This window comes from Acidimicrobiia bacterium (assembly GCA_040902765.1).
Lineage (GTDB): Bacteria > Actinomycetota > Acidimicrobiia > Spongiisociales > UBA11373 > DATKBG01.
On sequence record JBBDWO010000002.1, the window covers coordinates 186,829 to 211,298 of the forward strand.

Below are 24,470 nucleotides of genomic sequence, written 5' to 3' on the forward strand. Positions count from 1 at the left end.
ACCGTTCGAGCGCTCGATCGTGCGTCGGCGCCACGCGCTGACGACACAAGTGTGATTATAGCCATCCCGGAGCCGTATCCCAGCCCTTCGCACCCTCCTAAAACCTCATCACCGCTTGGTTTTCGGCCTCCCGACCACGATCCGGACCGAGGTGACCCCGCCCTTGCCGAAGTGCTCGTCGAGGCGCTCTATCAGTTCGCCGACCCGGTACTTGAGGAGAGATGCCGCGGTGCCGTCGGAGACGCTCAGCACGAGCTCGCCATCGCGATACCCGGCCGGCGACGACATGCTTCCGAAGGGGTCTCCGACTATCTGGGGCCAGTCCTCCACGAGGGTGGACAGGTCGAGATCGGCGGGGATGCCGAGGCGGGTGAGGATGTCGGACAACCCATCGGAGATAGGGCGCAGGCCGGGGTGGAGGGGCTCAGTCATCCGCCCTCACCTCGCCGGGAAGCACCGACCACCGGCGCCCGACGAGGGGTACGTCCTCGGCACGGGCCGAGGTGACGAACACCTGTCCACTCGGGAGTTGTCGCACCAGTCGATCGCTTCGGTCGGGATCCAGCTCCGAGAATACGTCGTCGAGGAGCAGGATCGGGGCCTCTTCGCGCCGGTCCGCCAGTGCCCGATAAAGCGACACCCGCAACGCCAGGGCTACCGACCGCTGCTCACCCTGACTCGCTCTCGTCCTGGCGTCGCGATCGCCCACCATGAGCGTCACGTCGTCTCGGTGGGGGCCGATCGTGGTGGTGCGGCGGTCCTTGTCGAGTCCGCGGGCGGCCCGCATCCGCTCCAGCGTCCTCTCGGACAGGTCATCCCGGGAGTCCGTATCGGACGCAACGGCACCATTGCTGTCGTATGCCCATGAGAGGTTCTCGGCGGCGTCACTCAGTTCGCGATAGACCTGTCCCACCGCTTCTCCCAACAGGGACATAGCCGCCAGTCGTCGCGTCAGCACATCGGCCGCCCGTGACGCCACGAGTTCGTCGAGGGCGTCGAGTGAGGCGTCACTGGCGTACCTTCCCTCCGTCCGCAGCAGCGCGTTGCGCTGGCGGAGGGATCGGTCAAACTCCCGCTGCTCCACGGCCGACGACGGCCAGAGTTGCACACACGCATCGTCGATGAACTCCCGTCGCAGGGCCGGGCCTCGCTTGACCAGGTCGAGGTCGTCGGGAAGGAAAGCGACGAGTGACACTCCCTCGGCGATGTCGGCCCGCGATCTCACCGGTTTACCGCCGACGCGGACCCGACGTCGACCCTGGTGCGGGATCTCGACTTCGATTGTCACATCGCGGCGTTCACCGGTGAAGCCGCCCCGGACCACGCTGGCCTCACTGCCCACCGTGACCAGGCTGGCGTCAGGGGCACGGCGAAACGACCGCAGCATCACCAGGTACCCGATGGCCTCCAGCAGACTCGTCTTGCCGGAGCCGTTCGGTCCCACCAGGACGTTGACTGCCGGGTCTGGCTCGAAGCACACCAACCGGTGTGACCGGAAGTCTTTCAGGGACACCCACTCGAGGCGCATCGGCGCCGTCTTCAGAGACGAACCGGCATGAGGAGGTAGAGGAAGTCGTCCGCTCCCTCGCCTCGCAGCACACCCGGCTTGAGCGGGTCCACCACGCCAAGGGTCACCGTGTCGGCCTCGATGGCCCCCACCCCATCGTTGAGGTATCGGCTGTTGAAGGCGATCGTCATCTCTTCGCCGCTGTAGTCGGCCTCGACGTGCTCGACCTCGCCGCCGACGTCCTGGCGGGTCACGCTGAGCTCGACCCCACCGACTTGCAAGGTCATCCGGATGGGAATGTGATCCTCGGCCACGAGGGAGGCGCGGTCGATGGCGTCGAGCAGTGCCGACTTGTCGACCGTCAGCATGTTCGGGGTCTTCTCCGGGATCACCTGGCGATAGTTCGGGAAGGTGCCTTCGATGAGCCGCACCGACACCGTTCCTCGGCTCGACGAGAAGGCCGCCTCACGCTCACCGATGGCTACGGTGAGTTGGTCGTCGCCGATCGTCCGGCCCAGCTCGCGCAGGGCCTTGACCGGGACGAGGCCGGAGAGCGCCTCAGTCACAGCCGGTACCTCACGCACGGCGAGACGATACGAGTCGGTGGCGACCAGGCGGAGCGCCCCGTCAACGTGCTCGAAGAACACCCCGGTGAGCAACGGCCTAGCATCGTCCGTGGACGCGGCCACCGAGACCTGCCCGATCGCCGAGGTGAACGCCTTCCCGTCCACCTCGACGCCGGCCGACATATCGGGTGGGTCCAGCCGCGGGAAGTCATCCACGGCGAACTCCCGGAATCGGAACCTCGGGCCACCCCCCGTGATGACGACCTCGCCCTCCGTCGCCTCGAAGGTCACGGCCCCGGGGGGCAGCTTGTGCACCGCCTCGGTCGCCAGCCGTGCCGGGACCACGGTCCGCCCCTCCTCCATGACCTCCACCTCGAGGCTGGTCCTAATCGTCAGGTCACGATCCGTCCCGAGCACCCGCAGCGTCTTGCCGGTCACCTCGACGAGTACGCCCTGAAGGATCGGCAGGGTGGAACGCGTCCCGACGGCGCGACCGGCTCGACTGAGCACATCGAACAGATCGTCGCGCTCGGCTCTTATACGCACAGCGAGGCACCTTTCATCTGTTGCTTCTTCTTTGTATGAATCATGGAGTAGGAGTAGTAGGCGCTGTGGATTGTGGATGAAGTGCCAGATCCGTTGCAACCCGGTCGTTCCCGTCTCCACAGGCCTGTTGATGAATGCCGGGGCGCGTCCACATGCCGGTCGAGGGCCTGTGGAGTGGTGTGTACAACGCGGTGGTTCGTCCACATGGTCGACCTACGTAGTCCTCAGGCCCTGGAGGAGGGCCGTGACCCGGTCGAACAGGGTCTCGTCGGTGGTGATCAGGTTGCCCACCGTGTTCACCCCGTGCATAACCGTGGTGTGGTCTCTCCCGCCGAAGAGCTTGCCGATTTTGGGGAGGGACAGGTCGGTCAGTTCTCGACAGACGTACATCGCCACCTGACGGGCCCGAGCGAGGGGCTGGCGACGACTCGGTCCCTCCAGATCGGCGATACTGAAACCAAAGGCCTCAGCGGTGGCCGCCAGGATCCGCCCCGGGCTGACCGGAGCCGAGCCTTGCTGCGGTTGGAGGTCCTGGAGGACGTCCTCGGCCATCTCGAGGTCGATCGGTTGGTGAGTCAAAGCGGCGTACGCGGTCACCCGGGTCAGGGCACCCTCTAACTCTCGAATGTTGTCGATGACGCGACTGGCGATGAACTCGAGCACCACCTCCGGGACGGTCTGAGGGGCGAACGCCGCGTTGCGACGCAGGATGGCGAGCCGGGTCTCGATGTCCGGCGGCTGGATGTCCGTGGTCAGCCCCCACTCGAAGCGGCTTCGGATGCGGTCCTCGAGACTCATCAGGCTCTTCGGTGGTCGATCCGAGGAGAACACGAGTTGCTTACCGGCCTCGTAGAGATCGTTGAAGGTATGGAAGAACTCCTCGAGGACGGCTTCCTTCCCCTCGAGAAACTGGACGTCGTCGAGCAGCAGCATGTCGACGTTGCGGAACCGTGCCTTGAACTCATCCATGTGCTTGCGTCTAATGCCATCGATGAAGGCGTTGAAGAACGCCTCGGAGGTGACGTAGCACGTGCGCAGGGACGGGTCGAGATCCGATGCGTGGTTGGCGATGGCGTGGAGCAGGTGGGTCTTGCCCAGGCCCGCCCCGCCATAGACGAACAGTGGGTTGTAGTTGCCGCCGGGCTGCTCGGCGATGGCGAGTGCGGCGGCGTGGGCGAAACGGTTCGACGATCCGACCACGAAGGTCTCGAACGAGTACTTTGGCAGGATGCGCTGGACTTCCGACTCCCCCGCCTTGCCGTTGGGAGCGCTGGGTGGTGTCTGAGGTTCGGGCTCGTCTTCATCCTCGACGAGCGGATCGAAGCTCGGCTGCGCCGAGGCCTCCATCGTGACGGAGACCTCGGACCCGAAAACGATGGCCGTCACTTCCTCGATGAGCGGGCGATAACGCTCGTTGATCCACCGGAGGTGGAACTCGCTCGGCGCCACGACCGTGATGATGTTGTCTTCGTGTTCTCGAATCGTCAGTGCTTCGAGCCACGTCCTCCAGGTGACCGGGGTGACCCGCCCGCGCAAGACCTGACGGAATTCATCCCACGAGCCCGATTCCGGATGAGCTTCCACGTCCTCCCTCATATTCGCTGAGCGTTCTCCACAGTCGTATCCACAGCTGTGGAGAACGGTGTACTCCGTGTCGTACCCCACATCGACGACGACCCGACGTACCGCTTCTCGGCGGTTGGGAAGCTGACCGGCGGGGCCTCCGGTGACCGGCGAGTATATGGACGAGTCGGAGGGTCCCACAAGAACGACAAAACGCGCCTTATCCACGGATCGGCACGCATGGATGAGGTCCGATATCTATTGTGCGCCAACGGATCCCGTCATCCGGTTTTCGCGCTTTCCACAGCCCGAAGGCGCATCTGTGGACGTTTTGTGGTGGAAGCAAAGTTTCGCGACTCAAGAGGAAGCTTCGCGACTCGCCCGGCGGGAGCCGCCAGCGGCTCGCTCTCGGGGTCCCAGCGCCGCGAACCTGCTTTGACATCCACCTCCGCCGTTCGTAACCTTCCCGCCGACGCATCCTCTCCTCTTCTGGACGTCCCTCATGAAGCGCACGTATCAGCCGAAAACTCGGCGCCGCAAGAAGGTCCACGGTTTCCGGGTCCGCATGAGGACCCGCGCCGGTCGCGCCGTCATCAAGCGGCGTCGGCAAAAGGGCCGTCACCGTCTCACCGCGTAGGGCGCGCCCCTACGTGTCCCTGCGCAGGGGTTCCGATGTGGGGAGGGTTCGCCGGACGGGGGTAGCGCGACGCGCCGACGGACTGACCGTCATCGTCGCTCCAGGTCCAGCGGGACCTGCGCGGATTGCGTTTGTGGCCGGCCGGGCTGTCGGGTCGGCAGTCGACCGCAATCGGGCCAAGCGCCGCCTCCGCGAGGCTGCTGCCCGGGTTCACCTCCGGGCGGGACACGACTACGTCGTCGTGGCGTCCCCACGGGTGATGGAGATGTCGTTCGACGAACTCGTCGAGGGAATGCGACGAGTTATGGAAGGGAGATGAGGACGGTGGACCAACTCGAGAGCCGCCTGCGGCCATATCAGCCGGGGTGGTGGTTGCAGCGGCTCATCCTGGGATACCGGGCATTGCTGTCGCCCCTCTTCGGGCAGCGGTGCCGGTTCGAGCCATCGTGCTCGGCCTACGCTTTCGGCTCGATCGATGAGTGGGGCGCAGCGCGTGGTACCTGGTTCGCCCTGCGTCGGGTAGGCCGCTGCCACCCGTGGAACGAAGGCGGCTTCGATCCGGTCCGCCTCCGTGACGACGCGAAGGCAGGTGTCTGATGGGCGGACTCTGGGACGGCCTACAGAGCCTCATCGGATCCACGCTTGCATTCTTTTACGGGCTGGTGCCCAACTTCGGCGTGGCCATCAGCCTGCTCACGGTTCTCATCGGGGTGATTCTCTTCCCGCTGACGCTCAAACAGACCCGTTCGATGAAGGCGATGCAGGAGATCCAACCCGAGGTCAAGAAGCTGCAGCGCGAGCTCAAGCACGACAAGCAGGCTCAGCAGCAGGCGCTCATGGCCCTGTACCGGGAGCGCGGCGTGAATCCAGCAGCCGGGTGTCTCCCACTGGTGCTCCAGATGCCGGTGTGGTTCGCCCTGTTCTCAGTGCTCCGGTCGTTCGCCGAGGGCATCGCCGACAACGCGGTTCGGTTCATTCCCGAAGGGGGCGAACTGGAGGGCGCCGTTCGGTCCGCGGTGGCGGGCGAGGGCACCCTCGACTTCCTGTGGATGGACCTCCGCATCTCGCCGAGCAACGTGGTGAGTGGCTACACGGCGATAGTGGATGGTCGCGAGACCGAGATCGCCGGCAACTTCATCGGGTTCATTCCCTACCTGATCACGATCGGCATCGTCATGTTCACCGCCTACTGGCAGCAGAAGCAGATCATGGCGAAGCAGCAGAGTCAGAATCAGCAACAAGTACCGGGCCAGGCTATTATGAAGATATTCCCATTCCTGTTCGGGTTCATCTCCTTCAGCCTGCCGGCGGGACTCGTCGTCTACTTCGCGGCGAGCCAGATCTTCCGAATCGGGCAGCAGGCGCTCATTCTGGGCATGGACGACAAGAAGTCCGCTCCCGAGCCGAAGGGGAAGCCGAAGGCGACCCATCAGACACCACCACCCTCGACACCGAGCTCCAACGGGGACACCACTCCCCCAGCGGCAGGAGGCAAGCCGAAGCCTCGCCCACAGGGCTCGAAGAAGCGAGGAAAAAAGCGGAGGAGGAGATAGGTGAGCGGTACTGAGTGGCTCGAACTCGAGGCCCCATCAGCCGAAACGGCCATGGCCGCGGCCATGGAGCATCTCGGTCTCGATTCGAGCGAAAACCTGGACATCGAAGTGATGAAGGAGCCCGTGCGGGGCTTCCTCGGACGGGTCTCCGAGAAGGGGCTCTACCGGGTGACCCAACGGACCGATGGTCCTCGCCGCCGTGGCAAGCGGGGCAATGGGTCCGTGGGTCGCAGCGCAGCCGAGGGGGCCGCCGCGGGCCAGAAGACGGGGGGGACAGAGGGATCGCAGAGGCCTGGAGGGGGTACTGGTGCTGGCAATTTCGGTGGCGACGGTCGACCCAAGCAGAGCGGAGGCGGTCGTGGACGCGAGCAGCGCGGGCAGAAGCGCCCGGAGCGCCCACCGCGACAGGATCGACCCAAGGAAGAAGATGATCGGAGCGACATGACCATCGAGGATCAGGCCAAGGAGATCGGACGCTTCCTCGAAGGGTTGCTCGCCGCCTTCGGGCTGGATGGTGAGGTCGAGATGCGCATCGACGACGGAGTGATCTATGCCGATGTCGTCGGGGAGCAGACCGAGGCTCTGGTGGGAACGAAGGGAGCCACGATGCAGGCGACCCTCGAGCTGTGCCGGACGATCATCCAGCGGCGCGTGCAGGCAGGCGCCAAAATTCGCCTCGACATCGCGGGCTACAACGAGAGGCGACGGGAGGCGCTGAGGATTTATGCCGGCCGACTGGCCTCCAAGGTCCTCGAGGACGGCGGGGAGGTCATGCTGGAGCCGATGAATTCAGCCGAGCGCAAGGTGGTCCACGACGCCATCGGCGAGATCGAGGGCGTTCGTTCGTACAGCGAAGGCGAGGAGCCACGGCGGTCGGTGGTGGTCGCGAAGGAAGAGACAGAGTAACGCAATTTGCGATTCGCGATTAGCGATTCGCAAACAGAAAGAACCCCGGATACCCGGGGTTCTTTCTGTATCTTCGATCCGAAGAACCTTGTTTCACGTGAAACGATGAGCCCTGTGTTCCACGTGAAACACAGTTGCTCTTGCGAATCGCTAATAGCGCCTCCACTAGTCTCACCCTCCGTGACCCTCCAGATTTGTTTCACATGAAACACGGTTCTTGGGAATTGGGAATTGCGAATTGCGAATTGCGCTTCCGCTAATCTCACCCTCATGACCTCCGACTCCCCTGCCATCGCCAAACGGACGCTCGACTGGCTCGGTATCACCGCCCTACCCGAGACCATGGAGCTCCTCGAACGGTATGCCGCCTGGCTCGTGGAGGAGGCGATCCCCGCCGGAGGTCTCGGACCCCGCGAAGGCGACCGGGTGTGGAGGCGCCACGTGGCCGACTCCCTATCGTTCGCAGTCGGGTGGCGGGACTCGGCACCCCCGCCGGACCTCCTGGATGTGGGGACCGGAGTCGGACTTCCAGGGATCCCGCTGGCGATCGTCTGGCCGGAGACTCATGTCGTCCTTCTCGACCGGGGCGGTCGCCGGACCCGATTGCTCGAGCGTGCGGTTCGGGTCCTGGGGTTGGAGAACGTGGTGGTGAGCCAGGGCGACGCCTTCGCCGTCGCCGATGAGTGGACGGCAGTCACCTTTCGCGGGTCCGTCAAGGCACCGGAGGCTGTTGGTTTGGCGGCCCGGCTCCTCGACGTGCCCGGCACCGCGGTCCTCGGCCTGAGCCGGCGGACCGAGCCCCCGGACCGAACCCGGGACCTCATGGGAGTCGCCACGGCGTTGAGCCTGGAGCCCGAATTGGTTGGGGTCCCGGCGGAAATCCTTGACGGCCCGGCGTGGCTCCTTATGATGCGGTTTAATGCGTAAGTCCTCCCGCCGCCACACGGTCGTCGCCTTTGCCAACCAGAAGGGTGGCGTGGGCAAATCGACGACGGCCATCAACCTTGCCGCCGCCCTCACGTCGGCCGGCGACAAGGTACTTCTCATCGACGGCGATCCACAGTCGAACGCCACGAGTGGCCTCGGCATCGATCGGAGCGCGGTCGAGACGTCCATGTACGAAGTCATGCTCGGCGACGCCGACCTCGACGATGTCATCGTGCCCACGTCGACGGAGGGGCTGTTCCTGGCCCCGTCGTCGATCGACCTGGCAGCCATCGAGATCGAACTGGTTTCCCGCATGTCGCGGGAACGCCAGCTAGGCAACGCCATCGGGAAGATGAGCCGTCGGGTCGACTACGTGTTCATCGACTGCCCGCCGAGCTTGGGGCTGATCACGGTCAACGCCCTCGCGGCGGCCGACGAGGTGATCATCCCGATCCAGGCGGAGTACTACGCCCTCGAAGGACTCACCCAATTACTTCGTTCAATAGACGCAATTCAGAACAACCTTAACCCTACACTCAAGATAGAGGGTGCAGTCATCACCATGTACGACCGGCGAACCACGCTGGCGGCCGAGGTGGCCGAGCAAGTGCGTGCGCACTTCGGTGCGCGCGCGTACGAGACGGTGATACCGCGGGCGGTTCGGCTCGCAGAGGCACCGGGGTTCGGGGAGCCGATCGAGTCGTTCGATCCGACCAGCGCCGGGGCCGAGGCCTACCGGTCGCTGGCCGCAGAGTTCAGGAGGAGACATGGCCGTCGCTCGTAAGTCGGGACTGGGACGGGGACTTGACGCCTTGCTCGCCGTGGCTCCGGAGGAGGCGGCTCGCGAGGGGTATGCCGTCGTGGCCATCGGGGTGATCGTCCCCAACCCGCGCCAGCCCAGGACCCGTTTCGACGACGACGCGCTCGAGAGCCTCGCCGCCTCGATCGCCCGGGTAGGGATGCTGCAGCCGTTGGTGGTGTCCCCGGGTGAAGCGGACGGAACCTATCGTCTGGTGGCGGGGGAGCGGCGCCTCAGGGCCTCAAGGCTCGCCGGCCTCTCCGAGGTGCCGGTCATCATTCGCGAGAGCGACGATGAGTCGAGCCTGGCCGACGCCCTCATCGAGAACATCCAGCGTGAGGACCTCGACATCCTCGAGGAAGCTGCCGCCTACGTATCCTTACTGGAAGATTTCGACATGACTCACGACGCCGTCGCCGAGCGGGTCGGAAAGAGTCGGTCGGCGGTCACCAACACGATTCGGTTGCTCAAACTGCCCGCCGCGATCCAGTCACTCCTCGTATCGGGTGATCTGGCCCCGGGTGCAGCCCGAGCGCTTCTCGGACTCGATGACGAGGCCGCCGCCATCAGGATCGGGGAGCGGGCGGCGTCGGAGGGTTGGCCGGTTCGCCGGGTCGAAGACGCCGTGCGCGCCGCCCGTGAGGTGCCAGAGTCTGCCATGCCGTCCACGGCATCTGTCGAGCCGAAGCTACGACCCGCGCAGATCGTCGCCCTCGAGGAGAGGCTCGCCGGTGTGCTCGGGACTCCCGTCGCCATCACGTACGGCCGGGGCGGGGGAGGGCGGTTGACCGTCCGCTTCGGCTCGGTCGACGATCTCGAGCGGATATACCGAGCGATGATCGGATCACCCCCGGCCTGAGGGGGTGCGCGAATAGGCTCGCCTCGGGATCAGGTTTCGGCTTGCCACAAGCCGAAACCTGATGAAGCCAGCGACCTATTCGCGCACCCCCTGAGGCGTCAGTCGGCGCCAACCACGGCGTCTCGGTCGCTCTCCAGCCACACCTCGATGGCCCGAGCCACGGCGCGTCCCACCGCGGGGTCGAGATGAGGCAGCACCACCACCACCGCTGGCGCCCGGGTCTCTCGCAACAGAGGTGTGCTCCGACCGACCGAACTGACGCCGAGCGCGGTGGCCACGGCCCGGCCGATCGCCGATCCCGCTCGCGAGATGGTCAGCGCCGAGGCGAAGTGGTGGACTCCCGCTTCGGCGGCATCGTCGGACAGCGAGAACCCGATCACCATGTCGGCGGCGAGTTCGTTGGCGTGACGAGCCCGAAGGCGCTCGGCTGGCCGGGTGTCCGCGGACCTGGAGAGCAGCGGCTGGGCACCCGATTCGCGCAACGCGGCGGCCGCCGCCGCAGCTGCACTCCAGGCGCTGGTGGCCTCGTGGTCGCTCCGACAGAACGGATCGAGGAAGAGCCGCTGCCCGGCAACCGTTCGGGGAAGTTCCGCCAGCCACACCCGGTCCCGGACCATCTCGCGACCTACCTTGTCGGTGGCTCGAACCATCAGGGTCAGGTCGCCGACCACCTCCGGACCGACGATCCCGTCCTCGGCCATCTCCCGGTTGTGCTGGAACTCGAGCACGGCGCGCAGGGTGGCCGGCCCGAAGATCCCATCGATGTTGCCGGCCTCGAAGCCGAGTGAGTTGAGGCGTCGTTGCAGATCGGCGACGTCGTGACCATGGAGCATCGGCATCCGGTAGTAGAGGACGCGATCGCCGAGCCCGAAGCCGGCGTCGACCAGGGTCCGCCAGGTCTCACGACCCACCATTCCGTCCGGCGTGATGTGGTTGGCTTGCTGGAACTCGGTGGTCGCTCGAACCGTGCCCGCCTCGAACGTGCCGGGCTGGTCCGGGTCGACGGGGTAGCCGAGACGACTCAGTCGCTCCTGGATGTCGCGAACGGCGTCACCCGTGTCGCCGGACTTGTACAGCGCCATGGCGCGAGGCTACCGGCGCCAGCGGACTCGGCGACCGGCAGAGCCAGGTCCCGGAGCGCGGGTCAGACGAAGTCGGCGAGTTCGGAGACCAGGGCCTGCTTGGGCCGGGCGCCGACGATGCGCTTCTTCTCGACTCCGTCCTTGAACACGATGAGCGTCGGGATGCCCATGACGTCGTACTGCATGGCGGTCTTGGGGTTTTCATCGACGTTGAGCTTGGCGACGCGGAGCGAGCCTGCGTAGTCGGTGGCGATCTCGTCGACGATCGGACCTACGACCCGGCAGGGACCGCACCACTCGGCCCAGAAGTCGACGAGTACCGGGATCTCGTCGGCGATGAGGTCACCGAAAGCGTCGTCGGTGGCGGTGATGGTGTGTTCGTTCATGATCTAGTTGGCCGGGGGGCCTTCCTCCTTCTCTGTGTCAGCGTGCGTCGAGCCAGCGTTCCGCATCCATCGCAGCCTGGCAGCCCATGCCAGCGGCGGTGATGGCCTGTCGGTACGTGTGGTCGACGACGTCTCCGGCGCCGAAGACTCCCGGGACCGACGTCGCCGTCGACCCGAAGGAGAGCAGGTATCCCTGGTCGTCGAGTTCCAGCTGGCCCTTGAACAGACTCGTGTTGGGGTCGTGACCAATGGCGACGAACACCCCGTCCACCGCCAATTCCTCGACGGCATCGTCGGGAAGGTGCCGGAGGCGAGCGGCAGAGACGGTCCCGTCGCCGAGGATCTCTTCGACCACCGTGTTCCAACGGATGGCTATCTTTGGATGCTCCATCACCCGGCCGGCCATGATCTTGGAAGCACGGAACTCGTCCCGCCGGTGGACCACGGTCACCTTGGAGGCGAACTTGGTGAGGAACAGGGCCTCCTCCATAGCGGAGTCCCCTCCGCCGACGACGATGAGCTCGCGATCCCGGAAGAAGAACCCGTCACAGGTGGCACACGACGACACACCGTGACCCCGAAGTGCCTCCTCGCCGGGTACCTCCAGCCACCTGGCCGAAGCTCCGGTGGCCACGACCACGGCCTCGGTACGAAACTCCTCGTCCTCGGTGGCGACGAGAAAGGGCTTGCTGGCGAGATCGACCCTGGTGGCGTCGGTGGGGATGAGGCGAGCGCCGAAACGTTCCGCCTGGTCCCGGAACAGCTGCATGAGCTCTGGACCCATGACGCCCCCGGGGAAGCCGGGATAGTTCTCGACTTCGGTGGTGAGCATCAGTTGACCGCCCGACACGGTGCCTTCGATGACGACCGGTGCCAGGTCGGCCCGGGCCGCGTAGATGGCTGCGGTGTATCCGGCCGGACCTGATCCGATGATGACGAGCTGTTCTGTCACGAAGAGGTCTCCGAGTCGCGGCGGCGGGTACGTCTCGACCATAAGAACAGCGCGAGCAGCAGGATTAGTCCCCCGATGAACCCGTAGGCGATCTCCATCGATTGGTCGCAGTCACAGACCTTGGCCGCCAGTTCGCCGGTGATCCGAAGGGCGCCGACGAACAGGAATATGAACGCCAGCGAGATCGCGGTGAGAGCGACCAGGCCGAGGGTCACCCACTTGATGGCCTGGGCGGCACGGTCGACCGTCATCGCGCGTACGCGGCTGGTGAACGCTTCGAGGAGGTCGGCGATCCGCGTCGGGAAGTCGTCGAGCATGAGGCGAGGTTAGCGGGCGCCCGCTGCCGGCCCTCTCAGCCGCGAACGGCGAGAGGCTCGCAGCCGTCTGGATCGAGAACGGCGAGTCGATCGACGACACCCTCGTCGTCGACGCCGAAGAAGACCAGCAGCGTCGGCGCGTCGTCTCGCTCGTAGGCGAACACGAACACCCGCTCGTCGGTGCCCGTCGGCAGGACCTCGGCCGCGGTCTCGATACAGGCGGTCTCCTCGTCGGCGAGCATCGCCGAGTCGAATCGGTTGGACGGCGTCTGCATCTCGTCGTCGAGTTCATCGAGGAGGGCGAGGTCGCCCATCTCCGTGTTCTGTGCCACGGTGGTCGTCGTCGCTGTGGGCTGGGCCGTCGGCTCGGTGATGGTGGTGATCGGTGCTTCCGTCGTGTCCTCGGTCGCCGGGGCTGCCTCGACGACGGTGCTGCGGGCCGACTGCTGCCCGTCGGCGAACAGCGGCTCCGCATCCGCCTCCAGGTCACCACCGAAGGAGAGGACCGGGTCGGATTCGGTCAGGTCCTGCGCGTCGTCGGCGACCGACGCGCCGGTCCTGGCGGTCATCTCGAATGCGGAGTCCCCGTCGCCCTGGAGGTCACCGAGAATCGGAACGATGGCGAGCAGGGCTACGAGGACCGCAGCCGATCCGGCCAACGCGGGCCACAGGGAGCGTCGGGACGGGCGCGCCACGCCGGCCGTTTCGGTGACCCGGAGGCCGATGGCGCCGGCAACGGCGTCGCGCACCGACTGGCGCTCCTCGAGTGACATGTGGACGACCTCGGTGTCGCGGATGGCGGCGAGGGCGCGTCGATGATCGGCGAGGGCTGCGACCGCATCAGGGTGGCGCGCGAGGGCCGCCTCGGCCTCCCGGGCGGCAGCATCGTCGAGGCTTCCCTCGGCGAGAGCAGCGATGAGTTCTTCAAAGTCAGGCATGATGTTCTTCACTTTGAGGGTCGGAAGGGTCCGCGAGGTTCCCGAGTGCTTCGGCCAGGAGCCTTCTGCCGCGGAAGACGCGCGACTTGACGGTGCCCACGGGCACGCTCAATGTGTCGGCGACGGTCTGCAGTCCGAGGCCCTCCACGTCGGCGAGTACCACGGCGGCGCGGAACTCCTCGGGGAGGGCGGCCAGCGCCGCCTCCAGGTCAGGGCGCAACTCGACGGCGGTGAATCGGTCTTCTCCCGTCGGGTCGACCGGGTCACGACCTTCCGGGAGTGTTTCTACCTTGTGCCGTTTCGCCCGTCGTGCATGGTCGTAGCACGTGTTGATGGCGACCCGGTAGAGCCAGGTACTGAACGCCGATTTGCCGGCAAAGCTCGACGCCTTGCGGAAGACGGTGATAAAGGTGTCCTGGGTGGCGTCGAGCGCGGCCTCGCGGTCGCGCAGCATGCGCAGGCAGATGCCGAAGACGCGGTCCTCGTGGTGGCGCATCAACTCGTCGAACGCCTCGGCATCGCCCGCCAGATACCGCTGCAAGAGTTCGGCGTCTGCGGAGGCCCGGTCGGTCACGGCGGGAACGCTACCCGTTTGTCTGGTTCTACCTTCCCGGTCGCCCGCGGCGCCCGATCAGGTGCTGACCAGCACCGCGAGAGGCTCGGGGAGGGTGACGAACCCCTCCGACTCGTACAGGCACGTGGCCGGTGCGTTGCCAGCAGGCGTGTTGAGCATGAGCACCCGGGCTCCCTGGCGACGGGCCCACAGTGCGGCCGTTCGCACCAGTGATCGACCGATCCCGTTGCCCTGGGCGACCGGGTCGACGGCGACCCTCTGCAGGTATGCCATGGAGCTGCCGACACCGCTCACCGAGTAGCCGCACAGCCCGCCCGACTCGTTGCGCACCACATGGAAAATCGACCGGGGCGTCGCCGAGATCGCTTCCATGAAGGCCTGGCGGTCGAACTGCCAAAAGTCGTTGAAGGCGGCGGCATCGACGCGAAGAGCCTCCTCGTAGTCGTCCTCGTCTCCGACGATGACCAGGTGGTCGGGTGCTCCGATCCGATCGAGAGACTTGCGCATGAGTGCCAGGTCCTGGTGGTGCTCGAATGAAGCGTCATGCCATATCTGCTGGGCGGCGCGGGGCAGGGGTGGTGACAGGACCCGGCTGTGGGCGATCTCGTCGATCGCCTCGACGCAGTCGACGATGAACCCGGCTCCACCACCGCGCACCGGTCGGAGATGGGCCATCGGAACGACGCCGTTCCAGGGGCGCGAGTCGGCCTTCGACCAGCCCTTACGGAGTGTGATCGGTCCGGGCCAGGAGCCCTCGACGCGCATGCCGACTATCACGCCGCGGATGGTAGAGACGCGCGAGAGGTGGTCCGAATCGGTAACCACCGGATACCAACTACCCGCTCAACGCTCAACGCTCAACGCACAGACCTGAACTCTCTGGCGTTAAGCGTTAAGCGTTAAGCGTTGAGCGTCATCTTTCAGCGTTCAGCGTCGTCGGACGAAGCGTTGAGCGTTGAGCGATCCGTACCATCTCCTCTCATGGCCGTTCTCCTGTACCACCACCAGTCGATGATGGATCACGACACCGGGCATGGTCATCCCGAGCGGTCGGCGCGGCTCGATGCGGTGCTGCGTGGGGCGCGGCGTGTTCCCGGTGTGGTGGAGAGACAGGCGCCGCTCGCCGATGGGTCCGACCTGCACCTGGTCCACGAAGCCCCTTACGTGGACGCGATCGAGCGGTTCTGTGCCGACGGTGGGGGGCAGGCCGACCCGGACACGGTGGCCTCGACGGGATCGTGGGAGGCGGCGCTGCGAGCAGCCGGGTCCGGCGTCGCCGCCATCGCCGCCATCGGTGCCCAGGAGGCGAGGGATGCCTTTCTGGCGGTGCGACCTCCCGGACACCACGCTCTGGCCGCTCGGGCGATGGGATTCTGCTTCTTCAACAACGCGGCGGTGGCCGCGGCCCGCCTGCGGCGCGACGGTCGGAGGGTGGCGATTGTGGACTGGGATGTTCACCACGGCAATGGAACCCAGGACACGTTCTACGCGGATGACGGCGTGCTCTACCTGTCGTTGCACCAATCACCGTTCTATCCCGGGACCGGATCGGTGTCCGAGGTCGGTGTGGGGGCGGCTGCGGGAGTCACGGTCAACATCCCGCTGCCCGCTGGCACCGACGGGGCCGGGTATGCCACCGCCTGGAGTCGCATCGTGGATCCGGTCCTCGACGAGTTCTCCCCGGACTGGCTGATCGTCAGTGCCGGGTACGACGCCCATCGCAACGATCCGCTGGCCGGCATGCTCCTGGAGGCCGCCGACTACGGGTGGATGGCGTCGCGGTTAGCTCAACGCGACCTGCCGACGCTTGTCTTCCTGGAGGGCGGCTACGACCTGACCGCCCTCGAGGATTCGGTGGAGGCGACGCTGCTCGGGCTCGGCGACACCGCCTTCACTCCGGAGACCGGTGGGGCACTCATCCCCGAGGCCGCCATTGACCGTGCCGCCGCTGCCGCATCAGTGAGGTGGGAGACCGTTCAAGGGCCCTGAGGATCGTGCCGATGGGTGAGCATGATGTCTTTTGCCCCACCATCCTCCATGAACGAGCTGATCGCCGCCGCCACCGCGGCCGGTGCCTCCGACCTCCACATCAAAGCTGGCCGACCCCCGATGGTGCGGATAGAAGGCGAACTCTCCCCGATCGGCGATGCGGCCTTCACCGACGAGCGGACCGAGGCCCTGCTGTGGAGCATCCTGCCCGACCGGCTCCACCTGGAGTTCAAGGAGCACAACGAGGCCGACTTTGCCTTCGGAACCGATGAGGGTGAGCGCATTCGCGTCAACGCCTTCCGTCAACAGGGGAGGGTGAGCATCGCCGTCCGCATCCTCCGGCGCGCCACCATGGATTTCGAGAGCCTGGGTCTTCCGTCGGTGATCGGCAATGTCATCGAGGAGCGCAACGGCCTCATCCTGGTCACCGGGCCCACCGGCACCGGGAAGTCCACGACGCTGGCGGCCATGATCGATGCGATCAACACGAGGCGCGCCGTCAACATCATCACGGTGGAGGATCCGGTCGAGTTCCTCCACACCGACAAGAAGGCGATGATCCACCAACGTGAGGTGGGGATGGACACCTCCGGGTTCGCCGAGGCGATGCGCCGGGTGCTGCGACAGGATCCCGACGTCATCCTGATCGGCGAAATGCGCGACATGGAGACCATCAGCGCCGCCCTGAAGGCAGCCGAGACCGGCCACCTCGTGCTGTCCACGCTGCACACGATCGACGCCGCCGAGACGATCAACCGGATCCTCGACGTGTTCCCCGGGGACCATCAGCGTCAGGTCCGCCTCATGCTCGCCGGGGCGCTGCGCGCGATCATCAGCCAGCGTCTCATCCCCACGGTGAGCGGTAAGCGGCTTCCCGCGGTCGAGGTGCTGATCAACACCGATCGTGTCAAGGAGCGGATCGCCGATCCGGCGCTGACCCATGAGATCCCCGACGTGATCGCCGAAGGCGGTTACTACGGGATGGAAACCTTCGATCAGTCGATCCTGCGCATGATCTCATCGGGTGCGGTGTCGCTGGACAAGGGGATGCGATACGCCAGCAACCCCGCCGACCTCAAGATCCGCGCCCAGCAGCTGGGGATCATTCCGACTTAGCGAGCCTTCGGCCGCTAAGTCCGCGATTCGCAATTCGCGGTTCGCTATTCGCCAGACGGCGCTAGGCCCCCGCGAGTGATCCAGTGCGTCCTGCGAATTGCTAATTGCTAATTGCGAATTGCTCATCTTTGTACCATCCGTCCCATGTTTCCCCCACGGCTGGCTTCGCTCGTCGACGCGTCCGGGGTGCCGATGCAGGTTGCCCGACGCTTCGCCGATCGTGGCATCGAGGTGTTTCTCGTCGGGGGCAGTATTCGCGACGCGCTGCTCGGTCTGCCTGTCGTCGAGTTCGACTTCGCCACACCGGCGCCACCGGACGAGGTCCACGAAGCGCTCACGGGATGGGCGGGCTCGGTGGTGACCATCGGTCAGGAGTTCGGGACCATCGGGTGTCGCGTCGATGGCGCCAGCGTCGAGGTCACCACGTTCCGGTCGGAGCGCTACCGCGACGACAGTCGCAAGCCCTTGGTCGAGTTCTCCGACGACCTCGAGTCCGACCTTTCCCGGCGTGACTTCACCGTCAATGCGCTCGCCCTCCGGCTGCTACCGGAACCGGACATGGTGGACCCGCACGGGGGGCTCTTGGATCTGGGCGCCGGGGTACTACGGACCCCGCTCGACCCTGAGATCTCGTTCGGGGACGATCCGCTGCGGATGCTGCGCCTGTTCCGATTCGTCTCCACCATCGGCTTCGCTCCCGAGGGAGCGACCCTCGCCGCGGCCACGGCGATGGTGGATCGGATCGAGATCGTGAGCGCCGAGCGGGTCCGCGAGGAATTCGATCGCCTCATCTGCGGTCCGAACGCCGAGGCGGCACTGTGGGGGCTCGTCGAATCGGGACTCGCCGGCCACATCGTCCCCGAGGTGGCCGCTCTCGGTGAGGAGCACGATCCGCTTCACCGACACAAGGACGTCCTGGCGCACACCATCGCCGTGGTGGCCAAGTGCCCCGCCGATGATCGGATCGTCCGGCTCGCCGCCCTGTTCCACGACATCGGCAAGCCGGACACACGGGTCATCGAGGGCCGGACGGTGTCTTTCCATCACCACGAGGTGGTCGGCGCCCGGATGACGAAGGCGCGGATGCGTGCGATGCGCTATTCGAACGAGGACATCTCCGACGTATCCTCGCTGGTGTATCTGCACATGCGGCCGCACACCTTCAAGATGGGATGGTCCGACCGGGCGGTTCGCCGATACGTGCGCGATGCCGGAGACCTTCTCGACAGTCTCAACACCCTGGTTCGCTGCGACGTGACCACGGCCAACGAGAAGAAGGTCCGCCAAATCCAGCGGGGTATCGACGAGCTGGAGACCCGCATCGCCGACCTGCGCGAGCGTGAGGAGCTCGAGTCGATCCGTCCTCCGCTCGACGGGAACCAGGTGATGGCGTACCTGGACCTCCCCCCGGGTCCCCTGGTCGGCAAGGCTCTCGACATGCTCCTCGAGCATCGACTCGATCACGGCCCCTTTTCGGAGGAGGAGGCGTATCGGCTTCTCGACGGGTGGGAAAGTGGCGAGTAGCGAGTAGCGAGGGGCCAGTGACCACTGGCCAGCTACCAGCTACCGGCCAGACCGAAAGACGGTTGACGGTTGACTCTTGACGGTCGACCATGCCCCCATGCATCCCCGTGCCACTCGCAGCCTGGCCGCCCTTGCTGAGACGCTGTTTCCCGGCTCCTCGGTCATGCCCGGCTCGGTCGGTCTACGCGTGGTCGAACGGTATGACGGCGAGATCCTCGACTGGCTCCCCGATCCGACCGCCCGACGGGATCTCATCCGATTCCTGCGCCTCCTCGACACGCGGCTCGGGGTGCTGTTCCACGGCCGCCTTCGTCCCTTCGCCGACCTCGACCCGGCAGGGAGGGAGGCCGCGGTTCGTCGGATGGCGCGGTCGCCAATCGGTCAAGTCCGGCTGGCCATCAAGGCTCTGAAAGGAACGCTCGGGTCGCTCTACATGAACCCGCCGCCGGGCCACGACGGCGACTGGGCTCCTTGGCAGGCGATCGGGTATCACCCGGGGCAGCCGGTGCCAGTTCCCACCCATGACCGGCTATCGGTCACCGGGGTTGAGGCGGAGGCTGTGTGGACCACGGACGTCGTGGTGGTCGGTTCCGGGGCCGGGGGTGGCACCGCCGCCGCGGTGCTTGCCGGGGCTGGCCTCGGGGTCGTCCTGATAGAGAAGGGTGACTATCTGGACCGGGCGGATTTTCCTCGCCGGGAGGGCGATGCTCTGCGGGCCATGTATCTGGACGCCGCCCTCGGGACGACGACCGATGGGGGGATCACACTGCTCGCCGGCGCCACCGTGGGTGGGGGGACGGTGGTCAACTACTCGACCGCCTTCCCGACCCCCGATCGGCTAAGAAAGCAGTGGGATGACGAGGCCGGGTTCCATGGGGTGTTCACCGGCGACGCCTTCGACCGTGCACTCGAGGCCGTACAACGCCGGGTCGGGGTCACCTGGGACGAGAGCTTGCCGTCGCGTCGCGACACGCTCCTCGAGAGCGGGCTGCGTGCCCGCGGCTGGCATGTGGACCGCCTTCCCCGAAACGTGCGGGGGTGTGAACCATCGGAGTGCGGCAACTGCAGCATGGGATGTCGCCTCGGCGCGAAGCAGTCCGGTCTGGAGACCTGGCTCCGGGATGCGGTGGCCTCGGGGGCGACCATGGTGCCGGGCGCGGAGGCCACGCGGATCCTCGTCGAGGGCGGCCGGGCGGTCGGTGTCGTGGTGCGGTCGGCGGCCGGATCGATGATCATCCGGGCGCGAGCCGTCATCCTCGCCGCCGGAGCCCTACATACGCCGGCGCTCATGGTGCGCAGTGGCATCACCGGTGCTGCGGTCGGCCGCCACCTGACCCTGCACCCGGTGACCGCGGTGTGGGGGCGGTACCCGGAACCGGTGGACCAATGGACGGGGATCCTCCAGGCGAGATACTCGGACGAGTTCGCCGACCTCGACGGCGAGGGGTACGGGTTCAAGTTCGAGACCACCGCGGTCCATCAGTCGTTCCCACCATTGCTGTTCGGCTTCGAGTCTGGTGCCTCGCTCATGCACGATCTCGCCCGGCTCCGGTACTGGTACCCCATCGGGATCCTGTTGCGGGATCGTGGCACAGGCCGGATGACGATCGGCCGGGATGGAACGGCGCGCTGGCGATATCGGTTCGACCGGACTGATTTGCGGCATCTCGGGGTGGCTGTCGAGAAGGCCGCAGCGGTCCACGCGGCTGCCGGCGCCGAGGAGGTGCTGTCGTCGACGCTGCAGCCGGTGCGCTGGACTCCGACGAGCGGGGGGACCGAGTCGGGCTTCGCCTCCCAGGTGGCCGCCGCCGGACTCGGTGCCAACCGCACGGTGTATGTGTCGTTCCACCAGATGTCGTCGGCCCGAATGGGTTCAAACCCGGACGAGTCGGTCGTCGGTCTCTGGAACGAGGCCCACGCCGTGCCGGGACTGTTCGTGATGGATGGCTCGGCCTTCCCGACGGCCTCCGGTGTCAATCCCGCGCTGACCATCCAGGCGGTGGCCCATCGGGCAGCCACCATGCTGGCAGAGCGCCTCGCCTGAGTGGCTGCTCAGACGTGCTTGACGTACCTGGTGGCCACGGCGTTCGCCGTCTGCAGCGCCGCGCCGTGGCCGGTCACGGCCGTCAGGAAGGCATCGCGTTCGATCGTGCGAACGGTGAGGGGAGCGGTAGCGGTGACCGTCGCCGTTCGCGGGATGTCGGTCAGGAGGGCGATCTCGCCGAAGAAGTCCCCCGGACCCAGTTCGTGCACCGGGCGTCCATCGATCGACACCGAGGCGGAGCCGGACTCGATGACGTAGAACCGGTCGCCCTGATCTCCTTTGCGAAACACGATGGTGCCGTCGGCGAGGGTGAGGGTCTCCGACTCCCGGGCGAGGGTCTCCATGACACGGTGCCTGAGCGGTGTGAAGAAGGACACACCGGAGAGCAGGCGGAGTCCCTCCGGGGCCAGCGCCACCGAGTCGATCCGTCGGAGACCGGCGAGGGCGAGGATGGTGACGCCGGTCACGAAGCCACCGATGATCGCCAGTCCGGCCCGTAGTCCCACCGTTTCCATGAGCAGCGGCATCGCCAGCGAACCGAGGGCCATGCTGGCGATGAGGGCGCTCTCCATCGCGCCGAACACCCGGCCCATCACCTCGTCGGGCACCAGGCGCTGCAAGATGGTGTAGGCGTTGACGTCGACGATCGAGTTGGCCAGGCCGATCATGACCATGGCAGCGATGGCGGCGGTCAGGTTCGGCCAGATGGCGATGAGGAGGAGCGGGGCCGACCACAGGATCACGCCCAGTCCGAAGTCTCCGGCGAGGCGTCCCCTGGTGGCGAGGAGCAGGGCGACGAACCCGCCGAGCAGGCCTCCCACCCCGAGGACCGAGTCGAGGAGACCAACGCCCGATTCACCGATCTCGAGCATGTCGAGGGCGATGGCCACACCGAACACGAGGGAGGCCCCGGCGACGATCGTCTGCGCGGCATAGACCCCGACCAGGATGCGCAGGTCGCGGCTCGAGAGGATCAACCGACACCCGGCGAGCACGCTCTCGTCCTTTGGTTCTTGATCCTCGTCGCCGTCGGTGCCGTCGATCACCCGGTCGGGAACCCTCAGCCGGATCACCATGGCGAGGGACCAGGCGAAGGTGAGCACGTTGAACAGGTACACCGTCGAGAGGTCGGTTACCGCGAGGAGCAGGCCGGCGATCGCCGGGCCCAGGAAGAAGCCAAGGCTCTCGATCGTGCTCGAGGCGACGTTGGCGGCCGACAACTCTCCCGGGTGGGTAGCGAGACGGGGGAGGAGCGCGGCCTGCGCCGGGCGAAACGGCGTGGAGGCCAACGAGGTCATGATCACGAGGGCGTAAACCACCATCGGGGGACCGTCGAGGCGGATGACGACGGCGGCGATCGCCACCAGGACCATCCGGACGGCATCGGAAACGATGAGGACGCGGCGGCGATCGAACCGGTCGGCGAATGAGGAGGCGTAGGGCAGGACCAGCGCCACCAGGATGAGTCGGATGACGCCGAACACTCCCACCGCGGTGGCTCCGCCACGCTGGTAGATGTAGATGGAGAGGGCGACGGCGTACGCCCAGTCCCCGATGACCGAACCCCCGAGCGCGAGATTGAGCTTGCGGAGTCCCGGGTTGCGAAAGACCTCACGCAGCGATCGACCCGACTCGGCGAGCCGCTCCCGAAACACCCCCACCGGCACCCCTCTATGTCGCGTGACGGAGCGAAGCTAGCAAGGGGAGGAGCGAGGGCGAGGGACGAGGGGCGTACCAAGTACCAAGTACCAAGTACCAAGTCTGGCTAAGAGCTATGAGCTATGAGCTCGGATCGCCAGTCCGAGAGTGGATCTCACCCAGGGCTTCTTTGCGCTGCTCCAGGAACTCGATGATCGCCCCGGCCACGTCCACGCCGCTGGCGCGTTCGATGCCTTCGAGGCCGGGGGAGGCGTTGACCTCGATGATGAGCGGGCCTTCGTCGGACCTCAACAGGTCGACTCCGGCGACGTCCAGCCCAAGAGTGTGGCTGGCGGCGATGGACGAGTCCACTTCCTCTGCGGTGAGGTCGACGGGGTGGGCGGTGCCGCCCCGGTGCAGGTTTGCCCGGAACTCGCCCTCGGCGGCGACGCGCTCCATGGCGGCGACCACCCTGCCGCCGACCACGAAGACCCGGACGTCATTGCCCCTTGCCTCCTTGACGAACCGCTGGACCAGGATGTTGGCGTCGAGCAGCCTGAAGGCAGCGATCACGGACTCTGCCGCCTTGCGCGTCTCGGCAAGCACCACCCCTACACCCTGGGTTCCTTCGAGCAACTTGATGATGTAGGGGGGCTTGCCCACGATCTCGAGGAGACCTCCGATGTCGCGGATGCTGTGTGCGAAACTGGTCACCGGCAGGCCGAGTCCCGCCCTGGAGAGCAATTGGAGGGATCGCAGCTTGTCCCGGGCGCGGGCGATGGCCTGGGACTCGTTGGCGGTGGGGACGCGCATCATCTCGAACTGCCGTACTACCGCGGTGCCGTAGAAGGTGTAGGTGGCGCCGATGCGGGGCACGATGGCATCGAAGTGGAGTTCTTCGCCGGCGAAGAGCACCCGGGGCCGTTTCGAGGTGATGTTCATGTAGCAGCGCAGGTAGTCGACGACGGCCGCCTCGTGCCCGCGTTGGGTGGCGGCCTCCACGAGGCGCGCCGTCGAGTAGATCGTGCTGCGGCGACTCAGCACCCCGACGCGCATCAGGGCCGTCCCAGCAGGTAGGCGCCCCCGGGTCGACCACCGCCCGGTCAGCCAGGGCTTCACGACCCAACAGCATGCGGTAGGTCATCCGCGTTCGGCGAGCCAGGTTCACCTCGATGGGCCAGCGCCGTCCGGCGATCGCCAGGTGGGTCTTGATGACGATGCGTTCCTCCTCGCGACCGCCTCGACCCGGGTTGCGAACGGTCCGGATGTCCACGATCGGAGCCTCCGCCGATACGGTTCTACGCCGGTCGAAACGTATCTGAAACTGGACCCGGTCGGGGCCGTCGTTCTCGATGATGAGGACCTCGCGGACATCGATCGACGACGAGCGTGCTCCGGTGTCGATCTTCGCCTCGATGAGGGGGATCCCCAGGTCGGGGAGTCCCACCCACTCGCGCCATCCGACCGTCGGTCGCTCCATCGGGGAGAGAGTAATGAGTGGCGAGTAGCGAGTAGCGAGGGGCGAGTGGGTCAGTGGCCAGTGGCCAGCTCGACGCCCGACACGTCGGTCGTCGGTGGATGTCTGGCCGTGAGCTATGAGCTATGAGCCATGGCTAGATGGAGCCTGGAGGCTGCCGAGTAGGCTCCATCCATGGCCGGTAAGAAGAAGTGGTTCGGGCTCGCTGCGCTCGCCGCGGCGTTCGTCGCTCTCGTGACGCGCAAGAAGCGTTCCGACAAGGGCGGCGGCGGCGCCGTCTGAACCAGAGCATCAGCCGAATGGTGGTCGCGTTCCCTCGAGAGTTGGCCCCACCGCGACCCGAGTACCGAAGGCTTCGCGATGCGTCTGGCCTCCCCCTCCGTCATCGGCCTTCGGCCGGTGCCACCTCCCCCTACAGGGGAGGGGACCGCGTGATGAGGTCCTTTTGTGGTCCCTCCCCCCGAAGGGGGGAGTACCTGGCGGCGAAGCCGTCAGGGGAGGGGGGAGGGCGATCGCTACGAGGGCTTCGCGACGCGTCTGGCCTCCCCCTCCGTCATCGGCCTTCGGCCG

General features: G+C 66.4%; 25 protein-coding genes and 1 pseudogene. 12 read left to right on the plus strand and 14 right to left on the minus strand.

The window, feature by feature from the left end:
* Window positions 1-108 precede the first annotated feature (108 nt).
* From WEA29_01220 to dnaA, 4 genes are all read right to left on the minus strand, one after another.
* On the minus strand, window positions 109-432 hold the full coding sequence (locus tag WEA29_01220; protein MEX2322375.1) for a DUF721 domain-containing protein: 324 nt from the start codon (window positions 430-432) through the stop codon (window positions 109-111).
* Window positions 425-1,528 (minus strand): DNA replication/repair protein RecF, encoded by a 1,104-nt coding sequence (locus WEA29_01225; GenBank protein MEX2322376.1) that lies wholly within the window; start codon window positions 1,526-1,528, stop codon window positions 425-427. Before WEA29_01225 ends, WEA29_01220 begins: the two co-directional genes overlap by 8 nt.
* A gap of 11 nt (window positions 1,529-1,539) precedes the next feature.
* Window positions 1,540-2,619, minus strand: coding sequence for a DNA polymerase III subunit beta (gene dnaN, locus WEA29_01230; protein ID MEX2322377.1), 1,080 nt, complete (start codon window positions 2,617-2,619; stop codon window positions 1,540-1,542).
* A 213-nt stretch (window positions 2,620-2,832) separates the two neighbouring features.
* Window positions 2,833-4,215, minus strand: a complete 1,383-nt coding sequence (gene dnaA, locus WEA29_01235; GenBank protein MEX2322378.1) for a chromosomal replication initiator protein DnaA — start codon at window positions 4,213-4,215, stop codon at window positions 2,833-2,835.
* Window positions 4,216-4,684: 469 nt separating this feature from the next.
* On the opposite strand from dnaA, the gene rpmH reads away from it, so the two are divergent.
* The 8 genes from rpmH to WEA29_01275 all read left to right on the plus strand — a co-directional run bounded on the left by rpmH (window position 4,685) and on the right by WEA29_01275 (window position 9,863).
* Complete coding sequence (gene rpmH, locus WEA29_01240; GenBank protein MEX2322379.1) at window positions 4,685-4,819, plus strand: 50S ribosomal protein L34; 135 nt, start codon at window positions 4,685-4,687, stop codon at window positions 4,817-4,819.
* 13 nt (window positions 4,820-4,832) lie between these two features.
* Window positions 4,833-5,138 (plus strand): ribonuclease P protein component, encoded by a 306-nt coding sequence (locus WEA29_01245; GenBank protein ID MEX2322380.1) that lies wholly within the window; start codon window positions 4,833-4,835, stop codon window positions 5,136-5,138.
* Window positions 5,135-5,416 carry a membrane protein insertion efficiency factor YidD gene (gene yidD, locus WEA29_01250; GenBank protein ID MEX2322381.1) on the plus strand — a complete coding sequence of 94 codons (282 nt, stop codon included), beginning with the start codon at window positions 5,135-5,137 and terminating at the stop codon, window positions 5,414-5,416. Before WEA29_01245 ends, yidD begins: the two co-directional genes overlap by 4 nt.
* Entirely contained in the window at window positions 5,416-6,372 is a 957-nt protein-coding gene (locus tag WEA29_01255; protein MEX2322382.1) for a YidC/Oxa1 family membrane protein insertase, read from the plus strand. The genes yidD and WEA29_01255 overlap by 1 nt, the downstream gene beginning before the upstream one ends.
* On the plus strand, window positions 6,373-7,278 hold the full coding sequence (locus WEA29_01260) for a R3H domain-containing nucleic acid-binding protein (GenBank protein ID MEX2322383.1): 906 nt from the start codon (window positions 6,373-6,375) through the stop codon (window positions 7,276-7,278).
* A 270-nt stretch (window positions 7,279-7,548) separates the two neighbouring features.
* Window positions 7,549-8,205, plus strand: coding sequence for an RsmG family class I SAM-dependent methyltransferase (locus WEA29_01265; protein MEX2322384.1), 657 nt, complete (start codon window positions 7,549-7,551; stop codon window positions 8,203-8,205).
* On the plus strand, window positions 8,198-8,989 hold the full coding sequence (locus tag WEA29_01270; GenBank protein MEX2322385.1) for an AAA family ATPase: 792 nt from the start codon (window positions 8,198-8,200) through the stop codon (window positions 8,987-8,989). The genes WEA29_01265 and WEA29_01270 overlap by 8 nt, the downstream gene beginning before the upstream one ends.
* Window positions 8,973-9,863, plus strand: a complete 891-nt coding sequence (locus WEA29_01275) for a ParB/RepB/Spo0J family partition protein (protein ID MEX2322386.1) — start codon at window positions 8,973-8,975, stop codon at window positions 9,861-9,863. Before WEA29_01270 ends, WEA29_01275 begins: the two co-directional genes overlap by 17 nt.
* 98 nt (window positions 9,864-9,961) lie before the next feature.
* Here the strand turns inward: WEA29_01275 and WEA29_01280 are convergent, their stop codons facing one another.
* The 7 genes from WEA29_01280 to WEA29_01310 all read right to left on the minus strand — a co-directional run bounded on the left by WEA29_01280 (window position 9,962) and on the right by WEA29_01310 (window position 14,889).
* On the minus strand, window positions 9,962-10,945 hold the full coding sequence (locus WEA29_01280) for a peptidoglycan-binding protein (GenBank protein ID MEX2322387.1): 984 nt from the start codon (window positions 10,943-10,945) through the stop codon (window positions 9,962-9,964).
* A 62-nt stretch (window positions 10,946-11,007) separates the two neighbouring features.
* Entirely contained in the window at window positions 11,008-11,331 is a 324-nt protein-coding gene (trxA, locus tag WEA29_01285) for a thioredoxin (protein MEX2322388.1), read from the minus strand.
* Between the two features lie 37 nt (window positions 11,332-11,368).
* Window positions 11,369-12,283, minus strand: a complete 915-nt coding sequence (gene trxB / locus WEA29_01290) for a thioredoxin-disulfide reductase (GenBank protein MEX2322389.1) — start codon at window positions 12,281-12,283, stop codon at window positions 11,369-11,371.
* The gene (locus tag WEA29_01295; GenBank protein ID MEX2322390.1) at window positions 12,280-12,600 is read right to left on the minus strand and encodes a hypothetical protein; all 321 of its coding nucleotides are present in this window, start codon (window positions 12,598-12,600) and stop codon (window positions 12,280-12,282) included. The genes trxB and WEA29_01295 overlap by 4 nt, the downstream gene beginning before the upstream one ends.
* 35 nt (window positions 12,601-12,635) lie before the next feature.
* Window positions 12,636-13,538 (minus strand): hypothetical protein, encoded by a 903-nt coding sequence (locus WEA29_01300; GenBank protein MEX2322391.1) that lies wholly within the window; start codon window positions 13,536-13,538, stop codon window positions 12,636-12,638.
* On the minus strand, window positions 13,531-14,112 hold the full coding sequence (locus tag WEA29_01305) for a sigma-70 family RNA polymerase sigma factor (GenBank protein ID MEX2322392.1): 582 nt from the start codon (window positions 14,110-14,112) through the stop codon (window positions 13,531-13,533). Before WEA29_01305 ends, WEA29_01300 begins: the two co-directional genes overlap by 8 nt.
* Before the next feature lie 57 nt (window positions 14,113-14,169).
* A complete protein-coding gene (locus WEA29_01310) occupies window positions 14,170-14,889 on the minus strand; it encodes a GNAT family N-acetyltransferase (GenBank protein MEX2322393.1) in 720 nt (239 codons plus the stop codon).
* A 204-nt stretch (window positions 14,890-15,093) separates the two neighbouring features.
* Between WEA29_01310 and WEA29_01315 the strand changes: the two genes are divergently transcribed.
* From WEA29_01315 to WEA29_01330, 4 genes are all read left to right on the plus strand, one after another.
* Window positions 15,094-16,101, plus strand: a complete 1,008-nt coding sequence (locus WEA29_01315) for a histone deacetylase (protein ID MEX2322394.1) — start codon at window positions 15,094-15,096, stop codon at window positions 16,099-16,101.
* A 21-nt stretch (window positions 16,102-16,122) separates the two neighbouring features.
* Window positions 16,123-17,217 carry a PilT/PilU family type 4a pilus ATPase gene (locus tag WEA29_01320; protein MEX2322395.1) on the plus strand — a complete coding sequence of 365 codons (1,095 nt, stop codon included), beginning with the start codon at window positions 16,123-16,125 and terminating at the stop codon, window positions 17,215-17,217.
* A gap of 144 nt (window positions 17,218-17,361) precedes the next feature.
* A complete protein-coding gene (locus WEA29_01325; protein MEX2322396.1) occupies window positions 17,362-18,741 on the plus strand; it encodes a CCA tRNA nucleotidyltransferase in 1,380 nt (459 codons plus the stop codon).
* A 97-nt stretch (window positions 18,742-18,838) separates the two neighbouring features.
* Entirely contained in the window at window positions 18,839-20,785 is a 1,947-nt protein-coding gene (locus WEA29_01330; protein MEX2322397.1) for a GMC family oxidoreductase N-terminal domain-containing protein, read from the plus strand.
* An 8-nt stretch (window positions 20,786-20,793) separates the two neighbouring features.
* On the opposite strand, the gene WEA29_01335 is transcribed toward WEA29_01330, so the two are convergent.
* From WEA29_01335 to WEA29_01345, 3 genes and pseudogenes are all read right to left on the minus strand, one after another.
* Window positions 20,794-22,446: an MFS transporter gene (locus WEA29_01335; protein MEX2322398.1), complete on the minus strand. Its 1,653-nt coding sequence runs from the start codon at window positions 22,444-22,446 to the stop codon at window positions 20,794-20,796.
* Window positions 22,447-22,564: 118 nt separating this feature from the next.
* Window positions 22,565-23,479, minus strand: coding sequence for a 30S ribosomal protein S6--L-glutamate ligase (gene rimK, locus WEA29_01340; protein ID MEX2322399.1), 915 nt, complete (start codon window positions 23,477-23,479; stop codon window positions 22,565-22,567).
* An 85-nt stretch (window positions 23,480-23,564) separates the two neighbouring features.
* A pseudogene (locus WEA29_01345) lies at window positions 23,565-23,903 on the minus strand (RimK/LysX family protein).
* Window positions 23,904-24,470: the final 567 nt, after the last annotated feature.